Below are 23,321 nucleotides of genomic sequence, written 5' to 3' on the forward strand. Positions count from 1 at the left end.
CGGAAATGGGCGGTGGTGGCCTTCAGCGCAGGCGCTCCAGCCCGCGCTGCAGGGTCGCTCTGGAGAGCTCGCCGAAGTGGGTGTCCACCAGGCGACCCTCGGCGTCGTAGTAGAGGGTGGTCGGCATGGCCATGGCGCCGGTGGCGTCGCCCAGGGCGTTGCGCGCATCCAGCAGCACGTTCTCCAGGGTCAGTGACTCGTGGTCGAGGAAACGGTTCACCAGGCTTTCATCCTCGCCCTGGTTGACGAACACGAAGGTGATGTCGCTCTCCTCCTGCTGGGCCTGCTCGAAGACCGGCATCTCGCGCCGGCAGGGCGGGCACCAGGTGGCCCAGAGGTTGACTACCATGGGCCGGGCCTCTCGCTCGGCCAGGGTCGGCAAGTCGATGGGCTCGCCTGCCAGGGTCGCCAGCGGGGTGTCCGGCATGGGGCGAGTCTGGCTCTCGAGCAGCAGCAGGGGGCCGGCGGTGAGTCCCCAGGTGAAGGCGCCGGCCACGAGGGCGCCGGAGAGCGCCGCGCGCTGCTGCGGCGCCTTCCACAGCCGCCAGAGGGCATAGCCCACGCCCGCGACCAGGCCGCCCAGGGGGTCGAAGCCGCCGTCGCGGATGTCCAGCATGGCCAGCGCGCCGTCGTAGCTGCCCCAGTAGCGGGCCACGAACACCAGGCGGGCGCCCACCAGCGCCACGAACAGCAGGGTGAAGAGGGTGTCGGCGGTCGGGGTGCGGTGGCGCCGCCCGATCAGGGCGCCGGCCAGCAGGGCGATGGAGAAGGCCAGCACCAGCAGCAGCTGGCCAATGGAGAGCCCCAGCGGGCCGATGGCGATGCTCTGGTTCAGTCCGTGCATGTGAAAGCTCCCTGTGGGTCGGGGGTCGGGGGTCGGGCACTGTACAGCCCGTGGCGAGAGTGGCAGCCGTGGATTAGCAGAGTATTATCCTGGCAGCCGGGGCGGCGGCGTGGGGCGTTATGTCGCAAGGTCGTGTCGCCCGCTCGACAGTAGGATATCGGAATACGCCTGTTCGCCACACTCGCCCAAGGAACCTCTTGCCATGCTCTATCCCGCCCTGCCTTTCCTGCGCACCGCCCTTGCCGGCCTGGCCCTGGCGCTGGCCAGCCAGACCGTCCTGGCCCAGTCCCTGGCGGTCGAGAACGCCCAGGTGCGTGCCGTGCCGCCGGTCTCCACCACCACCGCGGCCTTCATGGTGCTGACTAACCCCGGCGATGGCGACCTGGCGGTGGTCGAGGCCCATTCGCCGGCCGCCGGGACCACCGAGCTGCATAACCATGTGGACGTGGACGGCGTCATGCAGATGCGCCGCGTCGACGAGATCGGCGTGTCCGCCGGGGCCAGCACCGAGCTGGCCCCGGGCGGCCTGCACCTGATGCTGATCGACCTGGTGGCGCCGCTCCACGAGGGGGACGAGGTCGAGATCACCCTGGTGCTCGACAGCGGCGAGAGCCTTGAGCTGACCGCCCCGGTGCGGCGCATCGAGGTGATGGGCGGCGGCATGCACGGGCAGGATGGCGGCCACGGTGGCGGCCACCACGGGCACTGAGAGCCACGCTGGGCGGGGGCGGCCGCAGTCGTTACAATATGACCACGTCCCCGTCTCCCCAGCCCGGAACCCAGCGATGCACTGCCCCTTCTGCGGTACCCATGACACCAAGGTCACCGACTCGCGGCTGGTCGCCGAGGGTGACCAGGTGCGTCGCCGCCGCCAGTGCGTGGCCTGCGGCGAGCGCTTCACCACCTACGAGACCGCCGAGCTGGTGATGCCCCGGGTGATCAAGGGCGACGGCTCCCGCGAATCCTTCGACGAGCAGAAGCTGCGCGCCGGCATGCTGCGGGCCCTCGAGAAGCGGCCGGTCAGCGCCGAGTCCATCGAAGCGGCGGTGCAGCGCATCCGTCAGACCCTGCGCGCCCGCGGCGAGCGGGAGATCCACGCCCGCGACATCGGCGAGCAGGTGATGCTCGCCTTGAAGCGCCTCGACCAGGTCGCCTATATCCGCTTCGCCTCGGTCTACCGGCGCTTCCAGGACATTGACGAGTTCCGCGCCGAGATCGACCGCCTGGCCCAGGAGCCTACCTTCGGCCCCGACGAACCGCGCGGCTAAGCGTCCTTTCCCGACCCCAAGGAATCCCATGGCCGTAACGCCCCCCGAAGCCTGGATGGCCCGGGCCCTGGAACTGGCCCGCCGCGGCCTCTATACCACCGACCCCAACCCCCGCGTGGGCTGCGTGCTGGTCAAGGGAGAGCGCCTGGTGGGCGAGGGCTTCCACGCCCGCGCCGGCGAGCCCCACGCCGAGGTTCATGCCCTGCGCCAGGCCGGCGCGGCCGCCCGCGGCGCCACTGCCTATGTCACCCTGGAGCCCTGCTCCCACCAGGGGCGCACCGGCCCCTGCGCGGTGGCGCTGGTCGAGGCCGGCGTGGCGCGAGTGGTGGTGGCCATGGCCGACCCCAACCCGGCAGTGGCCGGGCGCGGCATCGCGCGGCTGCGCGAGGCGGGCATCGAGGTGGAGGTGGGCGTGCTGGAGGAGCAGGCCCGGGCGCTCAATCCCGGCTTCATCATGCGCATGGACCACGGCCGCCCCTTCGTGCGCCTCAAGATGGCGACCAGCCTCGATGGCCGCACCGCTATGCGCTCCGGCGAGTCCCAGTGGATCACCGGGCCCCAGGCCCGTCGCGAGGTGCAGCGCCTGCGCGCCCGGTCCAGCGCCGTGCTGACCGGGGTGGAATCGGTGATCTTCGACAACTCTCGGCTCACCGTGCGCCCCGAGCAGGCCGAGCTCGACGGGGTGGAGCTGATCGCCGGCCGCCAGCCGCTGCGAGTGGTGGTGGACAGCCGCCTGCGCCTGCCCGAGGCCGCGGCCTGCCTCACCGAGCCTGGCCGCACCCTGGTGGCCACGGTGGAGGGCCATGAGCCGGAGCGGCGCGAACGGCTCGAGGCCGCCGGCGCCGAGGTGGTGGCGCTGCCGGCAGACGCCGCCGGCCGCGTCGACCTCCACGCCCTGCTGCGCTACCTGGCCGATGTGGAGCAGGCCAACGAGGTGCTGCTGGAGACCGGCGCCACCCTGGCCGGTGCCATGCTCGACGCGGGGCTGGTGGACGAGATGCAGCTCTTCGTGGCCCCCACCCTGCTGGGCGGCGAGGCGCGCCCGCTTTTCCAGCTCGCCGGCATCGAGACCATGGCCCAGCAGCGCGGCCTCGAGATCCTCGATATTCGCGCCGTGGGCCGCGACTGGCGCATCACCGCCCGGCCCGAGCGCCGCACGAAAGCGGAAAAGTAGCGTGCAGGGGCTTGCCACGGCGCTTTACTGGCGCCCGACGCCGCGCCACGGTACTCTGACGCCGTTTCGAGGCGGGTAGACGCCTGCGGACGACGCGACTGTCGCCGCTGGCCGACGCTCAGCCAAGCTGAATTTCTGGAGATCTCATGGTGAACTCAACTGCCGGCGGGCTGGCCCCCATCGAGGAGCTGATCGAGGACATCCGCCAGGGCAAGATGGTGATCCTCATGGACGATGAGGATCGCGAGAACGAAGGCGATATCATCATGGCCGCCGAGAAGGTGCAGGCCGAGCACATCAACTTCATGGCCCGCTTCGGCCGTGGGCTGATCTGCCTGCCGATGACCCGCGAGCGCTGCGAGCGCCTCAGGCTGCCGCTGATGGTCACCGACAACGGCTCGGGCTTCGCCACCAAGTTTACCGTCTCCATCGAGGCCGCCGAGGGCGTGACCACCGGCATCTCCGCCGCCGACCGCGCGCGCACCGTGCAGGCCGCGGTGGCCCGTGACGCCCGGGCCGAGGACATCGTCCAGCCGGGGCATATCTTCCCGCTGATGGCCGAGCCCGGCGGCGTGCTGCGTCGCGCCGGCCACACCGAGGCGGCCTGCGATCTCTCCGCCCTGGCCGGCCTCGACCCCAGCGGCGTGATCTGCGAGATCATGAACGACGACGGCAGCATGGCGCGTCGTCCGGAGCTCGAGCGTTTCGCCGCCGAGCACGGCCTGAAGATGGGCACCATCGCCGACCTGATCCACTACCGCATCCACAACGAGCAGACGGTGGAGCACGTGGAGGCCACGCCGGTGCAGACCGCCTATGGCGAGCTGACCCTGCACGTCTTCCGCGACAGCATCCAGGGCGCCCACCACCTGGCGCTGGTCAAGGGGCGCCCCAGCCCCGAGACCCCGACCACCGTGCGCGTGCACCTGGCCGACGCCATGCGCGACCTGCTCGCCCTGCAGAAGGGCGACAGCGCCCAGTGGAGCTCCCAGCGAGCCATCGCCGAGGTGGCGCGCAGCGAGCGCGGGGTCTTCGTGCTGCTCGACGACGGCCGCCCCCGCCAGGACCTGCGCGATACCCGGGACACCTTCCTGGAGCGCCGGCGTGCGCCGCGCAACAGCGCCTCCGACGGTGCTGGCAACTACCTGACCATCGGCACCGGCTCGCAGATCCTGCGCCATCTCAACGTCGGCAAGATGCGCCTGCTCAGCTCCCCCTGGAAGTTCTCGGCGCTCTCCGGCTTCGACCTGGAAGTGGTCGAGCGCCTTAGCCCCGAGGACATCGCCGCGGCAGACGCTGCCGAGGCCGAGCGTGCCGAGAACCGCGGCGACTGACGCCGACCCCGATCCCGACCATCCAGCGGGCGCGGCCCCGGGCCGCGCCCCAGCATCATCAGGAAGACAGACATGCAACCCATTTCTCAAGTGGAAGGCAGCTTCATCGACGTGGACGGCCGCTACGTCATCGTGGTGGGGCGCTTCAACCATCACGTGGTGGACAGCCTGGTGGAAGGCGCCGTCGACAGCCTGGTACGCCACGGCGTGGCCAGCGAGAACATCGATATCGTCCACGTGCCGGGTGCCTGGGAACTGCCGCTGGCGGTCAAGCAGGTGCTCAAGGTGGCCCATCCCGACGCGGTGATCGCGCTGGGCGCGGTGATTCGCGGCGGCACCCCCCACTTCGAGTACGTGGCCGGCGGCTGCAACTCGGCCCTGAGCAGCCTGCAGCTCGAGTTCGATACCCCCATCGCCAATGGCGTGCTCACCGTCAACTCCATCGAGCAGGCCATCGAGCGCTCCGGCACCAAGGCCGGCAACAAGGGCGCCGAGGCGGCCATGGCGGCCATGGAGATGGTCTCGCTGCTGCGCTGCTTCGGCGACGACGAGGAGGAAGAGGCATGAGTCGCGAGCGCGCTCGCGGTCCCTCCAAGGCGCAGCTCTCTCGGCGTGCCGCGCGGGAGCTGGCCGTTCAGGGCCTCTACCAGTGGCAGATGACCGGCAAGTCGATCTCCGCGGTGGAGGCCGAGTTTCGCAGCCAGCGTGCCGACGACGACCTCGAGGACCACGAGAACTGGCTCAAGGTCATGGAGATCGCCGACCTGGCGCTGTTCCATGAGCTGCTGCACAACGTGGCGCGCTTCAAGGCCGACCTCGACGCCTCCATCGCGCCGCTGCTTGACCGCAAACTCGAGGAGCTCGACCTCATCGAGCTCTCCATCCTGCGCCTGGGGGCCTATGAGCTCTCCCGGCGCCTCGATGTGCCCTACCGGGTGGTGATCAACGAGGGCGTGGAGCTGGCCAAGTCCTTCGGCGCCACCGATGGCCACAAGTACGTCAACGGCATCCTCGACAAGCTCGCCGGGCGCCTGCGCTCCGCCGAGGTGGCCGCCCGCCGCCGCTGAAGGGGGTGTCCCCGTGCCCAATCAAGCCGTGCCCAGTCAAGCCGTGCCCAGTCAATGTCAGCACAGTGAATTCGGGCTGATCGCCCGTTACTTCACCCCGTCGCCGCCCGGCAGTGATGCCGGCGTGGCGCTGGGGGTGGGTGATGACTGCACGCTGCTGCTTCCCGCGGCGGGGCAGCAGCTGGCGGTGAGCGTCGACACCTCGGTGGCCGGCGTCCACTACCCCGCGGACGCCCCCGCCGAGGCGGTCGGGCATCGCGCCCTGGCGGTGAGCCTCAGCGACCTCGCGGCCATGGGCGCCCGCGCCCGCTGGTGCCTGATGGCGCTGACTCTGGAAGAGGCCGACGACGCCTGGCTCGAGGGCTTCTCGCGCGGCTTTCGCGACCTCGCCGAGGCCAGCGGCACCGCCCTGGTGGGCGGCGACGTGACCCGCGGCGCCACCGCCATCGGCGTGACGGTGATGGGGGAGGTGGCGCCGGAGGCGGCACTGACCCGTCATGGCGGCCGGCCGGGCGACCTGGTCGCGGTGACCGGCGCCCTGGGCGGCGGCGCCGGCGGCCTGGCGCTCTGGCAGCGCGGCGAACGCGACCCGTCCCACCCGCTGCTGCTCCGCTATCTGCGTCCCCAGCCGCGTCTCGCCGCCGGCGAGGCGCTGCGGGGACTGGCCACGGCGGCCATCGATATTTCCGATGGCCTGCTGGCCGACCTGGGCCATCTCCTCGAGCGCTCCGGCGTGGGTGCCACCCTGGACCCCGCGGCGCTGCCCCTGGCCGAAGGGCTGGTCGAGGCGCTGGGTGAGGAGGGCGCCTGCCAGGCAGCGCTCGCCGGCGGCGATGACTACGAACTGCTGCTGGCGCTGCCCGCCGAGCGGCTCGACGAGGCCCGCACACGGCTCGCCGCCCTGGGCCTGCCGCTCACCGTGATCGGTCGCCTCGAGGCCGAGCCCGGCCTGCGCGGCGTGGCCATGCCCAGCCGCAGCGGCTGGCAGCACTTCCTGGCGGCCGGCAGCGAAGGCGCAGGGGGCGCGACATGAACCGAGCGCCCCCCAGCATCTGGCACCGTCCGACCCACTTCCTCGCCTTTGGCCTGGGCAGCGGGGCCGTGCCCTGGGCCCCGGGCACCTTCGGTACCCTGGCCGCCATTCCCTTCTACTGGCTGCTCTCCGAGCTGCCCCTGGGCTGGTACCTGGCGGTGGTGATGGCGGCCTTCGTGTGGGGGGTGTGGCTCTGCGAGAAGACCTCCCGCGACCTCGGCGTCCACGATCACTCCGGCATCGTCTGGGACGAGTTCGTCGGCTACTGGATCACCATGGCGGCGGTGCCCTTCTCCTGGGAGGCGGCGCTGTGGGGGTTCGTGCTCTTCCGCATCTTCGATGTCATCAAGCCCTGGCCGATCCGCTGGGCGGACCGCCGGGTGGCGGGGGGCTTCGGCATCATGATCGACGACGTGATGGCGGGGATCTACGCCTGGAGCGTGATGCACATCTGGTTCTGGCTACACTGAAGGACCGTGTCGTGGCTCGCCCGTCCGGGCGTGGCCAAGCAGGGAAGGGAGCGCTATGCGCAAGGAACGACTGATCGTCCCGGTGGCGGTGGCGGTGGCGGTGGTCTGGGCGGTGGCCCAGTACCTCGCCTCGCTGCTCTTCGAGCGGGAGCTGGTCCGCGCCCTGGCGGATCTCGAGGCCCGCGGCGAGATGGTGATGGAGCGCAGCCAGGTGGAGCGTGGTTGGCTGAGCTCCTCCGGTGTCGTGCATGTCTCCCCGGTGCTGGGCGATGGCTGGCGTCTCGAACTCACCTACTCGGCGCGCCACGGGGTCTTCAGCACCCGCATCGAGGGGGGGTTCCATCCCGCCATCGGCCCGCGCCAGCTGCATCTGTTCGGCGACTGGCTGCCCTCCAGCCCGCCGAGCTGGCATGCCCGCTACCAGACCCTGGGTGGCACCCTGGAGGGCACCATCCAGCTCGCCCCCTTCCTGATCAGCCAGGGGCCCCGCGAGCTCGACTTCCGCGGTGGCCAGCTCAGCTTCGGTGGCCAGCAGGGCGACTGGCGCCTGCGCGCCAGGCTGCAGCCCTGGCGGCTGACCGATGGGGTGGCCACCCTGGAGTCCGGGCTGGTCTCCCTGGAGAGCCGCTACGCCTATACCGCCGGCGCCCATCACTTCACCCAGCGTGACCTGCTGCGCATCGATCAGCTCGCCTGGCAGCAGCCGGGCCTGGCGCTGGAGGCCAGTGAGCTCGTCTACCGCAGCCGCATGCAGCTCGATGACAGCGAGCTGCGCATCGATAGCGAGCTGACCCTGGCCGAGGTGCTGGCGGCGGAGCAGGTGCTGCTGACCGGGCGGGTGGCCATGGAGCTGTCGCGGATCAACGCCGACGCGGTGCGCGAGGCGCTGGCCGGGCTGCGCCGGGAGGCGGCCAAGGCCCGCGAGCTCGCCCCGCGGGAGCTGATTGCCCGCCTGGAGCCGGAGCTGCGGGCGACCCTGGTCGACTCCCCGCGTCTGGACCTCACCGAGGTCGACCTGGAGAGCCCCATGCTGGGGCTCGCCGCCCGCGGCGACGGGTCGCTGTTCTTCGACCCGCGCCGCCTCGACGAGTTGAGCCTGGCGCGGCTCGATGACGAAGAGGAGCGGGCGCGCTGGCTGACCCGTATCGACGGCGATGGCATCTGGCGTGAGGTGCCCGCGGTGGTGGCCCTGTGGCTGGGCCTGCCGCTGGGGACCCGTGACCTGGAACTCGACGTGATCCGCGGACGGGTTCGGGTCAACGGGCGGCCGATGCCGTCGCTCTGGCGGTGACAAGGGGTGGCAGGCAGGGCCACCCCCCGACTTGAAGTTGTCGCCCGTCGCCCGCATTCCTGAGCCAACGGCACAAGCCTCCATTGGATCAGGACGACCATCATGAGTGACGAGCAGGACCGCCGCCACGACCCGGATGCGCCGGAGTGGCGGCACGATACCCACGGCGGGGCCCACGACGAGGACGAGGAGTTCGACCTCGAGGACCTGCCTGGCGATAGCCGGCACGCCGTGGTGCCGGCCCGCGATTCCCTTCCCGAGCGCATCTACCTGCTGCCGATCCACAATCGGCCCTTCTTCCCGGCCCAGGTGCAGCCGCTGGTGATCAACCGCGAGCGCTGGGACGAGACCATGCAGCGGGTCGCCAAGACGCCCCACCACACCGTGGGCCTGGCCTTCGTCGGCGAGGCCGCCGTGGAGGGGCTTGCCCATGACGACTTCCCGGAGATCGGCACCGCGGTCAAGGTGCACAAGCTGCAGGGCGAAGAGGGACAGCTGCAGTTCATCGCCCAGGGCCTGCAGCGCTTTCGCATCCAGCGCTGGATCTCTCGGGAGCCCCCCTATCTGGTGGAGGTGAGCTACCCCCGGGAGCCGGTGGATGCCGAGGCCGACGAGGCCCGCGCCTATGCCATGGCGCTGATCAACGGCATCAAGGAGCTGCTGCCGATCAACCCGCTCTACGGCGAGGAGCTCAAGCACTACCTCAACCGCTTCAGCCCCCACGAGCCGGGCCCCCTCACCGACTTCGCCGCGGCCATCACCTCGGCCAAGGGGCGCGAGCTGCAGGACGTGCTGGCCACCCTGCCGGTGCTCGCGCGCATGCAGAAGGTGCTGCCGCTGCTGCGCAAGGAGATCGAGGTCGCCCAGCTGCAGAGCGAGATCAGTGACCAGGTCAACGCCCAGATGCAGGAGCGCCAGCGGGAGTTCTTCCTGCGCGAGCAGCTCAAGGTGATCCAGCGGGAGCTGGGCATCTCCAAGGACGAGCGCGAGAACGACGTCGACACCTTCCGCGACCGCCTGGAGAGCCTCGTCGTGCCGCCCAAGGTGCTGACCCGCATCGAGGAGGAGCTAGACAAGCTCGCCGTGCTGGAGACCGGCTCGCCGGAGTACGGCACCACCCGCAATTACCTGGACTGGCTGACCAGCATGCCCTGGGGCGTCCACAGCCAGGACCAGCTCGACCTGGCCCACGCCCGGCAGGTGCTCGACCGCGACCACGACGGCCTGGGCGACGTCAAGGAGCGCATCATCGAGTTCCTGGCCGAGGGCACCTTCAAGGGCGACGTGGGCGGCTCCATCCTGCTGCTGGTGGGCCCGCCCGGGGTGGGTAAGACCTCCATCGGCCGCTCCATCGCCGAGGCGCTGGGGCGCGAGTTCTATCGCTTCTCGGTGGGCGGCATGCGCGACGAGGCGGAGATCAAGGGGCACCGGCGCACCTACATCGGCGCCATGCCCGGCAAGCTGGTGCAGGCCCTCAAGGAGGTCGAGGTCGAGAATCCGGTGATCATGCTCGACGAGATCGACAAGATGGGGCAGTCCTTCCAGGGCGACCCCGCCTCGGCGCTGCTCGAGGTGCTCGACCCGGAGCAGAACGTCGACTTCCTCGACCACTACCTGGACGTGCGCCTGGACCTCTCCAAGGTGCTCTTCGTCTGCACCGCCAACACCCTGGATTCGATCCCCGGGCCGCTGTTCGACCGCATGGAGCAGATCCGCCTCTCCGGCTACATCGCCGAGGAGAAGCTGGCCATTGCCCGCAACCACCTCTGGCCGAGGCTGCTCAAGCGCGCCAATATCCCGAAGAAGCGCATCAACCTGACCGAGGCGGCGCTGCGCCAGGTGGTCGAGGGCTACGCCCGGGAGGCCGGGGTGCGCCAGCTCGAGAAGCAGCTCCATCGCATCGTGCGCAAGGCGGCGGTGCAGCTGCTGGAGGGCGACCAGGCGTCGGTGAAGGTCTCGGTGAAGAACCTCGAGACCTTCCTGGGGGCCCCGCTGTTCCGCAAGGAGCAGGTGCTCAAGGGAGAAGGGGTGGTCACGGGCCTGGCCTGGACCGCCATGGGCGGTGCCACCCTGCCCATCGAGGCGGGCAAGGTGCACTCGCTGACCCGCGGCTTCAAGCTCACTGGCAAGCTCGGCGAGGTGATGCAGGAGTCGGCCAACATCGCCTACAGCTACGTGTTGGGCCACCTGGCCGAATATGGCGCCGACGCCGACTTCTTCGACTCCGCCTTCGTGCACCTGCATGTGCCGGAGGGCGCCACGCCCAAGGACGGCCCCTCGGCGGGGGTCACCATGACCACGGCGCTGCTCTCCCTGGCGAAGCACCACGCCATCGACCGCCCCCTGGCGATGACCGGCGAACTGACCCTCACCGGCCAGGTGCTGCCGGTGGGCGGCATCCGCGAGAAGGTGATCGCCGCCCGGCGCAGCGGCATCTTCGAGGTGATCCTGCCCGACGCCAACCGCCGCGACTATGAGGAGCTGCCCGACCACCTCAAGGAGGGCATGACGGTGCACTTCGCCAAACGCTACAGGGACGTGGCCCGGGTGGTGTTCGGGTAGTGGCGTCGCTGGCCCTAGCCAACCCGGTCCAGGGCGGCCAGGGCCTGATGGCCGAAGTCGATGATGGTGCGGTAGTGCCGGTCGGCGATCACGCTCTTCACGATGTCCGGGTCGACATCCAGGTAGTCGTGAACCAGTACGTTGCGTAGGCCGATGATCTTGCGCCAGGGGATATCACTTTCGATCCTGCCGGCATCCTGGAGTCGCTCGAAACCGGTGATGGCATCTCGGCATGCCATCCCGGTCTCTTCGCGTGCCCAGTGCTTGGCCAGCCCGATGCAGGCCTCGATCAGGAGCTGCAGTGAGCGTTCGGCAGCGTGGCGCTCGATCCGGCTCCAGGGGCGCTGTTCCAGCAGGGTGCCGAGCTCGGCAAGGTCCTGCTCGCACTCTTCGAGATGTTGCCGCTGGGCTTTGAGGTAGGCGCTCTGCTGGCCGTCAGGCATGGATTCCCTCCGGGTGAAGGTAGTCGATCTCCCAGCGCGAGAGGATACGGGATTCCTGGCGTATCCGAGTGTCCCAGTCGAGGTCAACCAGCAGCACTCCCTGGCTGAGAATGCTCCAGCCCAGCGGAATCGGGGCAATGGCCAGGTCCACCACGCTCAACTGTTCCTCGCCCAACCCCAGCTCACGCTGCCACTCTTGAGCCAGCAGCTCGGGGCGAAGGCGCCTCTCCAGCGGATCAGCGATCCAGCCGGTGAAGGCCACGGCCAGATCGAAGTCGCTTTCGGGGTGGTGGTCCCCGCGCGCCCTGGAGCCGTACAGCCACACTGCCGCCAGGTCATCGCGACGGCGTGCCAGGGAGATGATGGCCGTCAGCGTTTCGCTCTGGGGGATGCTCGAGTCACCGGGAGCATCCTTGTGGACAACAGTGGATGACATGGCCGCCTTTCCGTCGAGGGGTGTTTCATCTTCCCGCCTGCCGGTGCCAGGTGCAAGACGTGCAGCTCCGGGCCTGGCCTGACGGGCGGACGCATGCCAGAATCGACACCGACCTGGACACTGGAGCCGCCCGGCACAGGGCGGCCGTAAAGAGAATAGAGGACACCATGCCCGAGTATCGTTCCCGCACCACCACCGCCGGCCGCAACATGGCCGGCGCCCGCGCCCTCTGGCGCGCCACCGGCATGAAGGACGAGGACTTCCACAAGCCCATCATCGCCGTGGCCAACTCCTTCACCCAGTTCGTGCCCGGCCACGTGCACCTGAAGGACATGGGGCAGCTGGTGGCCCGCGAGATCGAGAAGGCCGGCGGGGTGGCCAAGGAGTTCAACACCATCGCCGTGGACGACGGCATCGCCATGGGCCATGACGGCATGCTCTACTCGCTGCCGAGCCGCGACCTGATCGCCGACAGCGTCGAGTACATGGTCAACGCCCACTGCGCCGACGCCCTGGTGTGCATCTCCAACTGCGACAAGATCACCCCCGGAATGCTCAATGCCGCCATGCGCCTGAACATCCCGGTGATCTTCGTCTCCGGTGGTCCCATGGAGGCGGGCAAGACCAAGCTGCTCGACCACAACATCGACCTGATCGATGCCATGATCTACGCCGCCGACGACAAGTACAGCGACGAGGAGATCGAGGAGATCGAGCGCAGCGCCTGCCCCACCTGCGGCAGCTGCTCCGGCATGTTCGCCGCCAACTCCATGAACTGCCTGATGGAAGCCCTGGGCCTGGCGCTGCCGGGCAACGGCACCGTGGTGGCCACCCATGCCGATCGCCGCCGTCTCTTCGAGAATGCCGGCCATCGCATCGTCGAGCTGGCCAAGCGCGTCTACGAGGGCGACGAGGCACACCTGCTGCCCCGGGCCATCGGCTCCAAGGCGGCCTTCAAGAACGCCATGACCCTGGATATCGCCATGGGCGGTTCCACCAACACCATCCTGCACCTGCTGGCCGCCGCCCAGGAGGCCGAGGTCGACTTCACCATGGAGGATATCGACCGTCTGTCGCGGGAGGTGCCGCAGCTCTGCAAGGTGGCCCCCAATACCCAGAAGTACCACATCGAGGACGTGCATCGCGCCGGCGGGATCATGGCGATCCTCGGCGAGCTCGACCGCGCCGGCGTCCTGGATACCCGGGTGCCCACCGTCTACGGCGATACCCTGAAGGACGCCCTGGACGAGTGGGACATCATGCGCAACCCCAGCGCCGAGGTGGTGGAGTTCTACAAGGCCGGCCCCGGCGGCATCCCCACCCAGACCGCCTTCTCCCAGGCCGCGCGCTGGCCGAGCCTCGACGGCGACCGGGCCAACGGCTGTATCCGCGATCTCGAGCACGCCTTCTCTCGCGAGGGGGGCCTCGCCGTGCTGTTCGGCAACATCGCCCTGGACGGCTGCGTGGTGAAGACCGCCGGGGTCGACGAGTCGATCCTGGTCTTCGAGGGGCCGGCACACGTGGTGGAGTCCCAGGACCAGGCGGTGGAGCACGTGCTGGGCGGGCTGGTGAAACCCGGCGAGGTGGTGGTGGTGCGCTACGAGGGACCCCGCGGCGGCCCCGGCATGCAGGAGATGCTCTACCCGACCAGCTATCTCAAGTCCAAGGGGCTCGGGAAGGTGTGTGCGCTGATGACCGACGGGCGCTTCTCCGGCGGCAGCTCCGGGCTCTCCATCGGCCATGTCTCCCCGGAGGCCGCCGCTGGCGGCGCCATCGGCCTGATCGAGAGCGGCGACATCATCCAGATCGACATCCCCAACCGGGCGATCAACGTCAAGCTGACCGATGCCGAGCTGGCCGCCCGCCGCGAGGCCGAGGAGGCCAAGGGCGCCGCCGCCTGGAAGCCCAGCATCCAGCGCGACCGCAAGGTCTCGGCGGCGCTCAAGGCCTACGCCATGCTCGCCACCTCCGCCGACAAGGGCGCGGTGCGCGACCTCTCCAAGCTCGACTGACCCGGCGCGCCCGAGCGACTCTGCTGCCCCGGCCAGGCGCCGGGGCAGTGGTTTTGGCAGAGCAGTGCCTCAGGCAGGGCCGGGTGCTACCAGAGCCTGGGGCCGCCGTCGCGATCGCCGCGCAGGCGGTCGCGGGCGATGAACAGCGCGGCGATGGCGCGTGCCTCATGGAAGTCCTCCCGGGCGAGCAGCGCGGGCAGCTCCTCGAGGGCATGGGTCTCGACGATCAGCGGCTCCGGCTCGTCGCCTGGCAGGCGCTTCGGGTAGAGGTCGGTGGCCAGCAGCACCTGCATGCGATGGCGCATGTAGTTGGGGGCCAGCGACAGCTCCACCAGTGGCTCGATGTTGCGGGCACCGAAGCCGCACTCCTCCATCAGCTCGCGATTGGCGGCTGTGACGATGTCCTCGCCCGGGTCGACGAGGCCCTTGGGCAGGGTCAGCACGTACTCCTCGAAGCCCGCCGCATACTCGCGGATCAGCAGCACGTGGTCCGGGTCGGGCATGGCGACGATCATCACCGCGCCGCTGTCGCTGCCGGTCAGCCGCTCGAAGGTGCGCTCCTCGCCGTTGGAGAAGCGTAGGTCCAGGGATTCGACGTGAAACAGGCGGCTTGTGGCCACCGACCGGCGGGCCAGCACCTCGGGCTTCCGGGGCCACTGGGCCTCGGACCTCGGGGCCTGGGGCTTGGGCGCTTGGGACTCGGGGGCGTTGGACATGGAGGCTCCATTTCTGGGAGGGGAGAGCGCCTGATACAATACCACCCCTTTACCGCCACCACCCGGGAGTCGCGATGATCGACTGGCGCGCCATCGACACCGTCCTGCTCGACATGGACGGCACCCTGCTGGACCTCCATTTCGACAGCCACTTCTGGCTAGAGCACCTGCCCCGGCGCTACGTGGAGCTGCACCAGCTCGATGAGGCCACCCAGGAGGTGGTGCGCTCCAAGGTGCTCCACGAGCAGGGCACCCTCAACTGGTACAGCCTGGCCTACTGGAGTCGCGAGCTCGACCTCGACATCGTCGCCCTCAAGCGCGAGATCCAGCACCTGATCGGCCTGCGCAGCGACGCCCTGGACTTCCTCCGGTGGCTCAAGGTGGCCCACCCCCGGGTGGTGCTGGCCACCAATGCCGACCGCGCCAGCCTCGAACTCAAGCTGCCGCTCACCGGCCTGGAGGAGTACCTGGACGCCATCGTCTCCTCGGCGGACCTGGGCGTGCCCAAGGAGGAACAGGCCTTCTGGCCCGCCCTCCAGGCGATCGAGCCCTTCGACCCGGCCCGCACCCTGTTCATCGACGACAATCCCCGGGTGCTGGCCAGCGCCCGTGAGTTCGGCATCCGCCACCTGCTCGGCATCAAGCAGCCCGACAGCACTCGGCCGGAGAAGGAGCTCGAGGAGTTCGTGGCACTCGACCGCTTTGCGGCGATCCTGCCCGGCAACCTGCCGCCCGGCCAGGCACCCGGGGCCGCCGGCGCGCCGGGGGAGGGCGCCCATGGAGAGAGATCATGAGTAGCGTGCGGCTCGACAAGTGGCTGTGGGCGGCACGCTTCTTCAAGACCCGGGGCCTGGCCAAGAAGGCCATCGAGGGCGGCAAGGTCCACTACAACGGTGCCCGGGCCAAGACCAGCAAGACCGTCGAGGTGGGCGCCCTGGTGCGCGTGCCCCAGGGGTGGGATCTCCTCGAGGTCGAGGTGGTAGCGCTCTCCGACCAGCGCCGCGGCGCCCCTGAGGCCCGCGCCCTCTACCGCGAGACCGAGGAGAGTGCGGTGCGCCGCGAGCGCGAGGCCGAGGCGCGCCGCCTCACCAACCAGGCCATGCAGCACCCGCTCAAGCGCCCCGACAAGAAGCAGCGCCGGGATATCCAGCGTTTCCAGCGTCAGCAGTCCGACGATTAGCCAGCCGGCCGACGATTCACAGAGAGTCATGATGACCGACCAGATCCAGCGTTTCCTCTTCGACAACACCAACGTGCGCGGCGAGCTCGTCACCCTCGAGCGGGCCTACGCCGAGGTCCTCGACCGCCACGACTACCCGCCGGTGGTGAATCGGCTGCTCGGCGAACTGCTCGCCGCCGTGGCGCTGCTCACCGACACCGTGAAGCTCGATGGCACCCTGAGCATCGAGGTGCGCGGCAAGGGCGCCCTGGCCCTGCTGATGGCCGAATCGAACCCCGGCGGCGAGCTGCGCGCCATCGCCCGGCTGGCCGAGGACGCCCCGATGCCGGCGGATGACGCGGGCTTCCTCGAGCTGCTCGGCGGGGGGCAGATCATGATCACCCTGGACCCCCGCGAGGGGCACCGCTACCAGGGCATCGTGGCCCTGGACCACGACACCCTGGCCGGCTGCCTGGCCGCCTATTTCGTGCAGTCCGAGCAGCTGCCTACCCGGCTGTGGCTGGCCGCTGACGGGGTGCGTGCCGGCGGCCTGCTGCTGCAGCGCATGCCCGACGAATCCCAGAACCAGGACCTCGACGCCTGGGATCGCAGCGTGGTCCTGGCCGACACGGTCAAGGACGAGGAGCTGCTGACACTGGCTCCCGAGGCGCTGCTGCATCGTCTCTACCACGAGGAGACGGTGCGGCTCTTCGACCCCAAGCCGCTGCGCTTCGGCTGCACCTGCTCCCGGGAGCGCATCGCCTCCGCGCTGCTGACCCTGGGCCAGGAAGAGCTGCGCCAGGTGCTGGCCGAGCACGGCAGCATCGACACCCAGTGCCACTTCTGCCACACCCGCTACCACTTCGACGAGGCCGACGTCGAGGCGTTGCTGAGCGAGGGTGATGCGCCGCCCCCCGTTCTGCACTGATTCGCTTGCTGCGCCGCACAACAAATTCTGTAGTGAACGGGCGAGATGTTGTAGAAAAACTACATGAATTTCGCCCAAAAACGGCGTTCCCCGCGGCGGCGCTTTTTGCCATAATGGCGCCGCTTTTTTTCGGCTCGATCGCTTCGCCACAAGACGGGAAACCCGCAGCGGCGATCGATGGCAGGTATCCGCTGCGTCGCCACCGACGCCCGGCACACGAGAGAGAATCGGCCGCAAGGCCCAGGAACCGACATGACCACACCCCAAGCTCCCAACGTCCACGTCAACCTCAGCAGCGCAGAACTGATCGAGCGTGCAGTGGCCACCGGCGAGGGCCGCCTGGCCGCCAACGGTGCCCTGGTGGTGAATACCGGTGTGCGCACCGGGCGCTCGCCCAAGGACCGCTTCATCGTCGATGAGCCGTCCACCAGCGCGCAGATCGACTGGGGTAGCGTGAACCGTCCCTTCGACGCCGAGAAGTTCGATGCCCTCTGGGCCCGCGTCGAGGACTACCTGCTGGGCCGTGAGCACTATGTGTCGGAGCTCCACGTGGGCAGCGACCCGACCTACTACCTGCCGGCGCGCGTGCAGACCGAGACCGCCTGGCAGAACCTGTTCGGCCGCACCATGTTCGTTCGTCCCGAGGCCTACAACCCTTCCGCCAAGGAAGAGTGGACCATCCTCAACGCCGCCGGCTTCGAGTGCGACCCGGCCCGTGACGGCACCAACTCCGACGGCGTGGTGATCATCAACTTCGCCCAGAAGAAGGTGCTGATCGCCGGCATGCGCTACGCCGGCGAGATGAAGAAGGCCATGTTCTCCGTGCAGAACTTCCTGCTGCCGGCCTCCGACGTGCTGCCGATGCACTGCTCCGCCAACGTGGGCGAGGACGGCGAGACCTGCCTGTTCTTCGGCCTCTCCGGCACCGGCAAGACCACTCTCTCCGCCGACCAGGCCCGCTACCTGATCGGTGACGACGAGCACGCCTGGGGCCCGGGCACCGTCTTCAACATCGAGGGCGGCTGCTACGCCAAGTGCATCGACCTCTCCGAGAAGAACGAGCCGGTCATCTGGAACGCCATCAAGTTCGGCACCGTGCTGGAGAACGTGGTCCTCGACGATCGCCGCGAGCCGGACTACGCCGACGACAGCCTGACCCAGAACTCCCGCGCCGCCTATCCGCTGGAGCACGTCGAGAAGCGCGTGCCGGAGAACCGCGCCGGCGAGCCCAACGCCATCGTCTTTCTGACCTGCGACATGAGCGGCGTGCTGCCTCCGGTCTCCGTGCTCTCCAAGGAAGCCGCGGCCTACCACTTCCTCTCCGGCTACACCGCCAAGGTGGGTTCCACCGAGATGGGCTCCGCCGAAGGTCTCTCCACCACCTTCTCCACCTGTTTCGGCGCTCCCTTCTTCCCGCGTCCGGCCCGCGAGTACGCGGACCTGCTGATCAAGCGCGTGGCCGAGAAGGACGCCCAGGTCTACCTGGTCAACACCGGCTGGACCGGCGGCTCCTACGGTGAGGGCGGCTCGCGCTTCTCCATCCCCACCACCCGCGCTATCATCAGCGCCATCCAGACCGGCGTGCTGCGCGAGGTCGAGACCAAGCGCCTCGAAGGGCTCAACCTGGAGGTGCCGGTGGCCGTGCCGGGCGTCGACTCCCGCCTGCTCGACCCGCGCGAGACCTGGGAAGACAAGGCCGCCTACGACCGCAAGCGCCAGGACCTGGCCGAGCAGTTCGTCGACAACTTCAAGAAGTTCGACGGCGTCAGCGAAGCGATCGTCAAGGCAGGCCCCAGCCTGACCTGATGGTCGGCCGCCGCCGGCGGCATTGGTGACCCCCAGCAGCCCCACGCGCCCCAGGCCGTGGGGCTGCTGCTTTACACGGACGTCAAGCCTGCCGCGGGCGGGGCGCTTGTGATACCTTGTCGCGATCGATTTTCGAGCATCATTGAAGGGGTAACATGGACGCCACCAACCGCATCATCGCGCGCCTCGCCGAGGAGCTTTCCGTTCGCCCGCAGCAGGTCCTGGCCACGGTGGAGCTGCTCGACGGCGGGGCGACCGTGCCCTTCATCGCCCGCTATCGCAAGGAAGTGACCGGCGGCCTCGACGACACCCAGCTGCGTACCCTTCACGAACGGCTCGGCTATCTGCGTGAGCTGGAGGAGCGCCGCGCCGCGGTGCTCGCCGCCATCGACGAGCAGGGCAAGCTCACCGAGGAGCTCAAGGGACTGATCCAGGCCGCCGACACCAAGCAGCGCCTGGAAGACCTCTACCTGCCCTACAAGAAGAAGCGTCGCACCAAGGCACAGATTGCCCGCGAGGCGGGCCTCGAGCCCCTGGCCGATGCGCTGCTGGCCGACCCCAGCCTGGACCCCGAGAGCGAGGCGGTGAAGTACCTTCGGGCGGCCGAGGGCGACATCCCCGCCGTGGAGGACGCCAAGGCGGCCCTCGACGGCGCCCGCCAGATCCTGATGGAGCGCTTCGCCGAGGACGCCGAGCTGGTGGGCAGCCTGCGCGAGCGGCTGTGGCAGGAGGGCGAGCTCAGCGCCCGGGTGATTCCGGGCAAGGAGGGCGAGGGCGCCAAGTTCTCCGACTACTTCGAGCACGACGAGAAGCTTTCGAAGACGCCCTCCCACCGGGCGCTGGCCATGTTCCGCGGCCGCAACGAGGGCGTGCTGACGCTCGCCATCAAGCTGCCCGGCGAGGACGAGGCGCCGCTCCATCCGGCCCAGGTGGCCATCGCCCGCCACTTCTCGATCCGCGACGAGGGCCGCGCCGCGGACAAATGGCTGGCCGACGTGGTGCGCTGGACCTGGCGGGTCAAGCTCTACACCCACCTGGAGACCGAGCTGCTGGGCCGCCTGCGCGAGTCCGCGGAGCTCGCTGCCATCGAGGTCTTCGCCGCCAACCTCAAGGACCTGCTGTTGGCCGCGCCGGCGGGGCAGAAGGCCACGCTTGCCATCGACCCGGGCCTGCGCACCGGCTGCAAGGTGGCGGTGGTGGATGCCACCGGCCAGTTCCTGGCCCACGCCACCATCTATCCCCATGCGCCCCGCAACGACTGGGACGCCTCGCTGGCCGAGCTGGCCCGGCTGGTCGAGAAGCACGATGTGGCGCTGATCGCCGTGGGCAACGGCACCGCCAGCCGCGAGACCGACCGCCTGGCCGGCGACCTGCTGAAACGCTTCGCCGGCAAGCGTACGCTCTCCAAGGTGATGGTCAGCGAGGCGGGCGCCTCGGTCTACTCCGCCTCGGAGTACGCCTCCCGGGAGCTGCCGGATCTCGACGTCACCATCCGCGGCGCCGTCTCCATCGCCCGGCGCCTGCAGGACCCGCTGGCCGAGCTGGTCAAGATCGAGCCCAAGTCCATCGGCGTGGGCCAGTACCAGCACGACGTCTCCCAGGTGCAGCTGTCGCGCAGCCTCGAGGCGGTGATCGAGGACTGCGTGAACGCCGTGGGGGTGGACCTCAACACCGCCTCCAGCGCCCTGCTCTCCCGAGTGGCGGGGCTCTCCCCGGCGCTGGCCGAGGCGATCGTCGCCCGGCGCAACGTGCAGGGCGCCTTCGCCAGCCGCAAGGAGCTGCTCGAGGTCAGCCGCCTCGGGCCCAGGACCTTCGAGCAGTGCGCGGGCTTCCTGCGCATCATGAACGGCGACAACCCCCTGGATGCCAGCGCCGTGCACCCCGAGGCCTACCCGCTGGTGGAGCGCATCGCCGCGAAGAGCGGGCGGGATCTCGGCAGCCTGATCGGCGACAGCGCCACCCTGAAGTCGCTCAGGCCCGCCGAGTTCGCCGACGAGCGCTTCGGCGTGCCCACCGTGACCGATATCCTCGCCGAGCTGGACAAGCCGGGCCGCGACCCGCGCCCCGAGTTCAAGGCCGCCGAGTTCCGCGAGGGGGTCGAGACCCTCAAGGACCTCGAGCCCGGCATGATCCTCGAAGGCAGCGTCACCAACGTCACCCACTTCGGCGCCTTCGTCGACATCGGCGTCCATCAGGACGGCCTGGTGCATATCTCGGCGCTCTCCCACACCTTCGTCGAGGACCCGCGCTCGGTGGTCAAGGCCGGCGACATCGTCAGGGTCAAGGTGATGAGCGTCGATATTCCCAGGGCCCGCATCGGCCTCTCCATGCGCCTGGACGACCAGCCGGGGGAGGAGGGCGAGAGCCCGCGCCGTGCCGGCGGGGGGCGTCAGTCGACCGGCCAGAAGCCCGGGGGCCAGAAGGCGCCCCGCAGGGGCGGCGGACGCGACTCGAGTGACTCCCAGGGGCAGATGGGTGCCCTCGGGGCCGCCCTGCTCAAGGCCAAACAGAAGCGCTAACCTTCCACGCTAATTTTCCGCTACCAGGGGTGTTACCTTGTCAGACTCACTCGCCACCCTCATCGAGCGCCTGGCCGGCCCCGCCCGCCAGGGGCAGTTCAGCCGGCTTCGCCGCGGCCTCGAGAAGGAGGGGCTGCGCGTCGACCCCGCAGGGCGCATCGCCCGCACCCCGCACCCGGAGGCGCTGGGTTCCAAGCTGACCCACCCGCACATCACCACCGACTACTCCGAGGCGCTGCTGGAGTACATCACTCCGGTCTACTGCCGGCCCGCCGACGCCATGGCCTTCCTCGGCGATCTGCACCGCTTCACCTATCGCTACCTCGGCGACGAGCTGATCTGGCCGGCCAGCATGCCGTCGCGCCTGGCCGGCAACGACAGCGTGCCCATCGCCGACTACGGCCGCTCCAACGTGGGCACCATGAAGCGGGTCTACCGGCAGGGGCTGGACGTGCGCTACGGGCGCATCATGCAGGCCATCGCCGGGGTGCACTACAACGTCTCCCTGCCCGACGACCTCTGGACGCTGCTGCGCGAGCTGGAGGGGGCGACCGACACCCCCATGGCCGACTATCGCTCCCAGCGCTACTTCGGGCTGATCCGCAACTTCCGCCGACACAGCTGGCTGCTGCTCTACCTGTTCGGCGCCTCGCCGGCGCTGGATCGCAGCTTCCTGGATGGCCGCGATACCCCCGACAACCTCGAGGCCCATGGCAGCGAGACGCTGGTATCGCGCTACGCCACCAGCCTGCGCATGTCGGACCTGGGTTATCAGAACAAGGTGCAGGCCCAGCTCAAGATCTGCTTCAACTCGCTCTCCAACTACGTCAACACCCTGCGCAACGCCATCTCCACGCCCTGGCCCGCCTATGCGGCCTTGGGCGTTCAGGAGGGGAGCGAGTGGCGCCAGCTCAACGCCAACATCCTGCAGATCGAGAACGAGTACTACAGCGACATCCGCCCCAAGCGGGTGACCCGCCACGGCGAGACCCCCAGCCAGGCCCTGGAGGCCGGCGGGGTGGAGTATATCGAGGTGCGCTGCCTCGACCTCAACCCGCTGCTGACCCTGGGCCTGGACGAGGCGCAGATCCACTTCGTTGACGCCTTCGTGATGTGGTGCCTGCTGGCCGAGAGCCCCTGGATCAGCGACGAGGAGTGCGAGCACCTGGACGACAACCGCCGGCGGGTGGTGGAGCGTGGCCGCGATCCGGAGCTCCAGCTGTGCGACCAGGGGCAAGGCCGCAGCGTGGCGGAGTGGGGCGGCGAGATCCTGGCCGAGATCGACCAGGTGGCGGGCCTGCTCGACCAGCTGGAGGCGGGCAGCCCCCACCGGGAGGCCGTGGCCGCCATGGCCCCGCGCCTGGCCGACCCGTCGCTGACGCCCTCGGGCCGACTGATGGCGCGCCTCGAGGAGAGCGGCGAGGAGTTCAGCGACGCCATGCTGGCCATCGCCCGGGAGCAGGCCGAGCGGTTGCGCGGTGAGCCCATGGACCCGGCCCGGGAGGCGATGTTCGCCGAGCTGGTGGGCACCTCCTGGCGCCAGCAGGAGGAGATCGAGGCCGCCGACCGGGTCGCCTTCGATGACTTCCTGGCCGACTACTTCGAGCGTGCCCGGGAGTCTCGCCTGATCGGGGAGGAGAGCCCATGAGCACGCACCTGACTCGCCTCTCGGTGCGCCAGTGGAGCCTCGCCGGGTTGGGTTTCTGCGTGCTGATGATGGCCGTGGCCCTCGGCCTCGAGCACCTCGGCGGCCTCGAGCCCTGTCCGCTGTGCATCTTCCAGCGGGTGGCGGTGCTGTCGGCCGCCGCGGTCTTCGCGATCGCCGCCACCCACAACCCCGCCGGGCGGGTCGGGGCGGGCGTCTACGGCGCCCTGGGCCTCGCCTCGGTGGCCGGTGGCATCGGCGTGGCATGGCGCCATCTGTGGCTGCAGTCGCTGCCGCCGGACCAGGTGCCCAGCTGCGGCCCCGGCCTCGACTACATGATGGAGCTGTTGCCCTGGCGTGACGTGGTGGCCATGGTGCTCTCCGGCTCCGGCGAGTGCGCCGAGATCGACTTCCTGCTGCTCGGCATCTCGCTGCCCGGCTGGACGCTGATCGGCTTTCTGGTGCTGGCCCTGGCGCCGCTGGGCCTTGTGCTCTCGGCGTTCCGGGAGCGCGGCTGAGTCTCCCCGGCGCCCCTGGCCAATGGCCTTCCCCTCGGGGATTGACAGCGCCTGCGGCGCGGGTGAGTCTGGAGTCCCTGCCGGGAACAGGAGGCT

Annotated in this window: 22 protein-coding genes; 18 read left to right on the forward strand and 4 right to left on the reverse strand. The window is 69.6% G+C overall.

Going from position 1 to position 23,321, the window contains the following annotated elements; all coding sequences use genetic code 11:
• Nucleotides 1-22 precede the first annotated feature (22 nt).
• Entirely contained in the window at nucleotides 23-844 is an 822-nt protein-coding gene (locus tag B6N23_RS14230) for a TlpA disulfide reductase family protein (RefSeq protein WP_169959029.1), read from the reverse strand.
• 202 nt (nucleotides 845-1,046) lie between these two features.
• Between B6N23_RS14230 and B6N23_RS14235 the strand changes: the two genes are divergently transcribed.
• The 10 genes from B6N23_RS14235 to lon all read left to right on the forward strand — a co-directional run bounded on the left by B6N23_RS14235 (nucleotide 1,047) and on the right by lon (nucleotide 11,043).
• On the forward strand, nucleotides 1,047-1,553 hold the full coding sequence (locus B6N23_RS14235) for a copper chaperone PCu(A)C (RefSeq protein WP_110069203.1): 507 nt from the start codon (nucleotides 1,047-1,049) through the stop codon (nucleotides 1,551-1,553).
• 76 nt (nucleotides 1,554-1,629) lie between these two features.
• Complete coding sequence (nrdR, locus tag B6N23_RS14240) at nucleotides 1,630-2,112, forward strand: transcriptional regulator NrdR (RefSeq protein ID WP_119021788.1); 483 nt, start codon at nucleotides 1,630-1,632, stop codon at nucleotides 2,110-2,112.
• 28 nt (nucleotides 2,113-2,140) lie between these two features.
• Nucleotides 2,141-3,286 carry a bifunctional diaminohydroxyphosphoribosylaminopyrimidine deaminase/5-amino-6-(5-phosphoribosylamino)uracil reductase RibD gene (ribD, locus tag B6N23_RS14245; RefSeq protein ID WP_305500047.1) on the forward strand — a complete coding sequence of 382 codons (1,146 nt, stop codon included), beginning with the start codon at nucleotides 2,141-2,143 and terminating at the stop codon, nucleotides 3,284-3,286.
• Nucleotides 3,287-3,432: 146 nt separating this feature from the next.
• The gene (gene ribBA / locus B6N23_RS14250) at nucleotides 3,433-4,620 is read left to right on the forward strand and encodes a bifunctional 3,4-dihydroxy-2-butanone-4-phosphate synthase/GTP cyclohydrolase II (protein ID WP_305500049.1); all 1,188 of its coding nucleotides are present in this window, start codon (nucleotides 3,433-3,435) and stop codon (nucleotides 4,618-4,620) included.
• A 72-nt stretch (nucleotides 4,621-4,692) separates the two neighbouring features.
• Entirely contained in the window at nucleotides 4,693-5,187 is a 495-nt protein-coding gene (gene ribH, locus B6N23_RS14255; RefSeq protein WP_302139263.1) for a 6,7-dimethyl-8-ribityllumazine synthase, read from the forward strand.
• A complete protein-coding gene (nusB, locus tag B6N23_RS14260) occupies nucleotides 5,184-5,687 on the forward strand; it encodes a transcription antitermination factor NusB (RefSeq protein ID WP_110069208.1) in 504 nt (167 codons plus the stop codon). Before ribH ends, nusB begins: the two co-directional genes overlap by 4 nt.
• A gap of 13 nt (nucleotides 5,688-5,700) precedes the next feature.
• The gene (thiL, locus tag B6N23_RS14265; RefSeq protein WP_305500060.1) at nucleotides 5,701-6,720 is read left to right on the forward strand and encodes a thiamine-phosphate kinase; all 1,020 of its coding nucleotides are present in this window, start codon (nucleotides 5,701-5,703) and stop codon (nucleotides 6,718-6,720) included.
• Nucleotides 6,717-7,190, forward strand: coding sequence for a phosphatidylglycerophosphatase A family protein (locus B6N23_RS14270; RefSeq protein ID WP_110069210.1), 474 nt, complete (start codon nucleotides 6,717-6,719; stop codon nucleotides 7,188-7,190). Before thiL ends, B6N23_RS14270 begins: the two co-directional genes overlap by 4 nt.
• A gap of 55 nt (nucleotides 7,191-7,245) precedes the next feature.
• Nucleotides 7,246-8,481, forward strand: coding sequence for a DUF945 family protein (locus tag B6N23_RS14275; RefSeq protein ID WP_305500063.1), 1,236 nt, complete (start codon nucleotides 7,246-7,248; stop codon nucleotides 8,479-8,481).
• A 102-nt stretch (nucleotides 8,482-8,583) separates the two neighbouring features.
• The gene (gene lon / locus B6N23_RS14280) at nucleotides 8,584-11,043 is read left to right on the forward strand and encodes an endopeptidase La (RefSeq protein WP_305500065.1); all 2,460 of its coding nucleotides are present in this window, start codon (nucleotides 8,584-8,586) and stop codon (nucleotides 11,041-11,043) included.
• A 14-nt stretch (nucleotides 11,044-11,057) separates the two neighbouring features.
• Here lon and hepT read toward each other — a convergent pair whose 3' ends face one another.
• Both hepT and mntA read right to left on the reverse strand, forming a co-directional pair.
• Nucleotides 11,058-11,486, reverse strand: coding sequence for a type VII toxin-antitoxin system HepT family RNase toxin (gene hepT, locus B6N23_RS14285; protein ID WP_169959022.1), 429 nt, complete (start codon nucleotides 11,484-11,486; stop codon nucleotides 11,058-11,060).
• Nucleotides 11,479-11,922 carry a type VII toxin-antitoxin system MntA family adenylyltransferase antitoxin gene (gene mntA, locus B6N23_RS14290; RefSeq protein ID WP_169959021.1) on the reverse strand — a complete coding sequence of 148 codons (444 nt, stop codon included), beginning with the start codon at nucleotides 11,920-11,922 and terminating at the stop codon, nucleotides 11,479-11,481. Before mntA ends, hepT begins: the two co-directional genes overlap by 8 nt.
• Nucleotides 11,923-12,089: 167 nt before the next feature.
• Here mntA and ilvD point away from each other — a divergent pair, with 167 nt between their 5' ends.
• A complete protein-coding gene (gene ilvD / locus B6N23_RS14295; protein WP_305500069.1) occupies nucleotides 12,090-13,934 on the forward strand; it encodes a dihydroxy-acid dehydratase in 1,845 nt (614 codons plus the stop codon).
• A gap of 86 nt (nucleotides 13,935-14,020) precedes the next feature.
• Here the strand turns inward: ilvD and nudE are convergent, their stop codons facing one another.
• Nucleotides 14,021-14,650 carry an ADP compounds hydrolase NudE gene (gene nudE, locus B6N23_RS14300; RefSeq protein ID WP_305500072.1) on the reverse strand — a complete coding sequence of 210 codons (630 nt, stop codon included), beginning with the start codon at nucleotides 14,648-14,650 and terminating at the stop codon, nucleotides 14,021-14,023.
• 74 nt (nucleotides 14,651-14,724) lie between these two features.
• Here nudE and yrfG point away from each other — a divergent pair, with 74 nt between their 5' ends.
• The 7 genes from yrfG to B6N23_RS14335 all read left to right on the forward strand — a co-directional run bounded on the left by yrfG (nucleotide 14,725) and on the right by B6N23_RS14335 (nucleotide 23,225).
• Nucleotides 14,725-15,444: a GMP/IMP nucleotidase gene (yrfG, locus tag B6N23_RS14305; RefSeq protein WP_169959019.1), complete on the forward strand. Its 720-nt coding sequence runs from the start codon at nucleotides 14,725-14,727 to the stop codon at nucleotides 15,442-15,444.
• Nucleotides 15,441-15,830 carry a ribosome-associated heat shock protein Hsp15 gene (hslR, locus tag B6N23_RS14310; RefSeq protein ID WP_119021774.1) on the forward strand — a complete coding sequence of 130 codons (390 nt, stop codon included), beginning with the start codon at nucleotides 15,441-15,443 and terminating at the stop codon, nucleotides 15,828-15,830. The genes yrfG and hslR overlap by 4 nt, the downstream gene beginning before the upstream one ends.
• Nucleotides 15,831-15,861: 31 nt before the next feature.
• On the forward strand, nucleotides 15,862-16,737 hold the full coding sequence (gene hslO / locus B6N23_RS14315; RefSeq protein ID WP_305500076.1) for an Hsp33 family molecular chaperone HslO: 876 nt from the start codon (nucleotides 15,862-15,864) through the stop codon (nucleotides 16,735-16,737).
• A 252-nt stretch (nucleotides 16,738-16,989) separates the two neighbouring features.
• Entirely contained in the window at nucleotides 16,990-18,543 is a 1,554-nt protein-coding gene (locus tag B6N23_RS14320; RefSeq protein WP_305500078.1) for a phosphoenolpyruvate carboxykinase, read from the forward strand.
• 155 nt (nucleotides 18,544-18,698) lie between these two features.
• Nucleotides 18,699-21,062 carry a Tex family protein gene (locus tag B6N23_RS14325; protein ID WP_169959016.1) on the forward strand — a complete coding sequence of 788 codons (2,364 nt, stop codon included), beginning with the start codon at nucleotides 18,699-18,701 and terminating at the stop codon, nucleotides 21,060-21,062.
• Nucleotides 21,063-21,099: 37 nt separating this feature from the next.
• Nucleotides 21,100-22,710, forward strand: a complete 1,611-nt coding sequence (gshA, locus tag B6N23_RS14330) for a glutamate--cysteine ligase (RefSeq protein ID WP_305500080.1) — start codon at nucleotides 21,100-21,102, stop codon at nucleotides 22,708-22,710.
• Nucleotides 22,707-23,225, forward strand: coding sequence for a disulfide bond formation protein B (locus B6N23_RS14335; protein WP_305500082.1), 519 nt, complete (start codon nucleotides 22,707-22,709; stop codon nucleotides 23,223-23,225). The genes gshA and B6N23_RS14335 overlap by 4 nt, the downstream gene beginning before the upstream one ends.
• Nucleotides 23,226-23,321 lie beyond the last annotated feature (96 nt).

This window comes from Halomonas alkalicola (assembly GCF_030704205.1).
GTDB lineage: Bacteria > Pseudomonadota > Gammaproteobacteria > Pseudomonadales > Halomonadaceae > Halomonas > Halomonas alkalicola.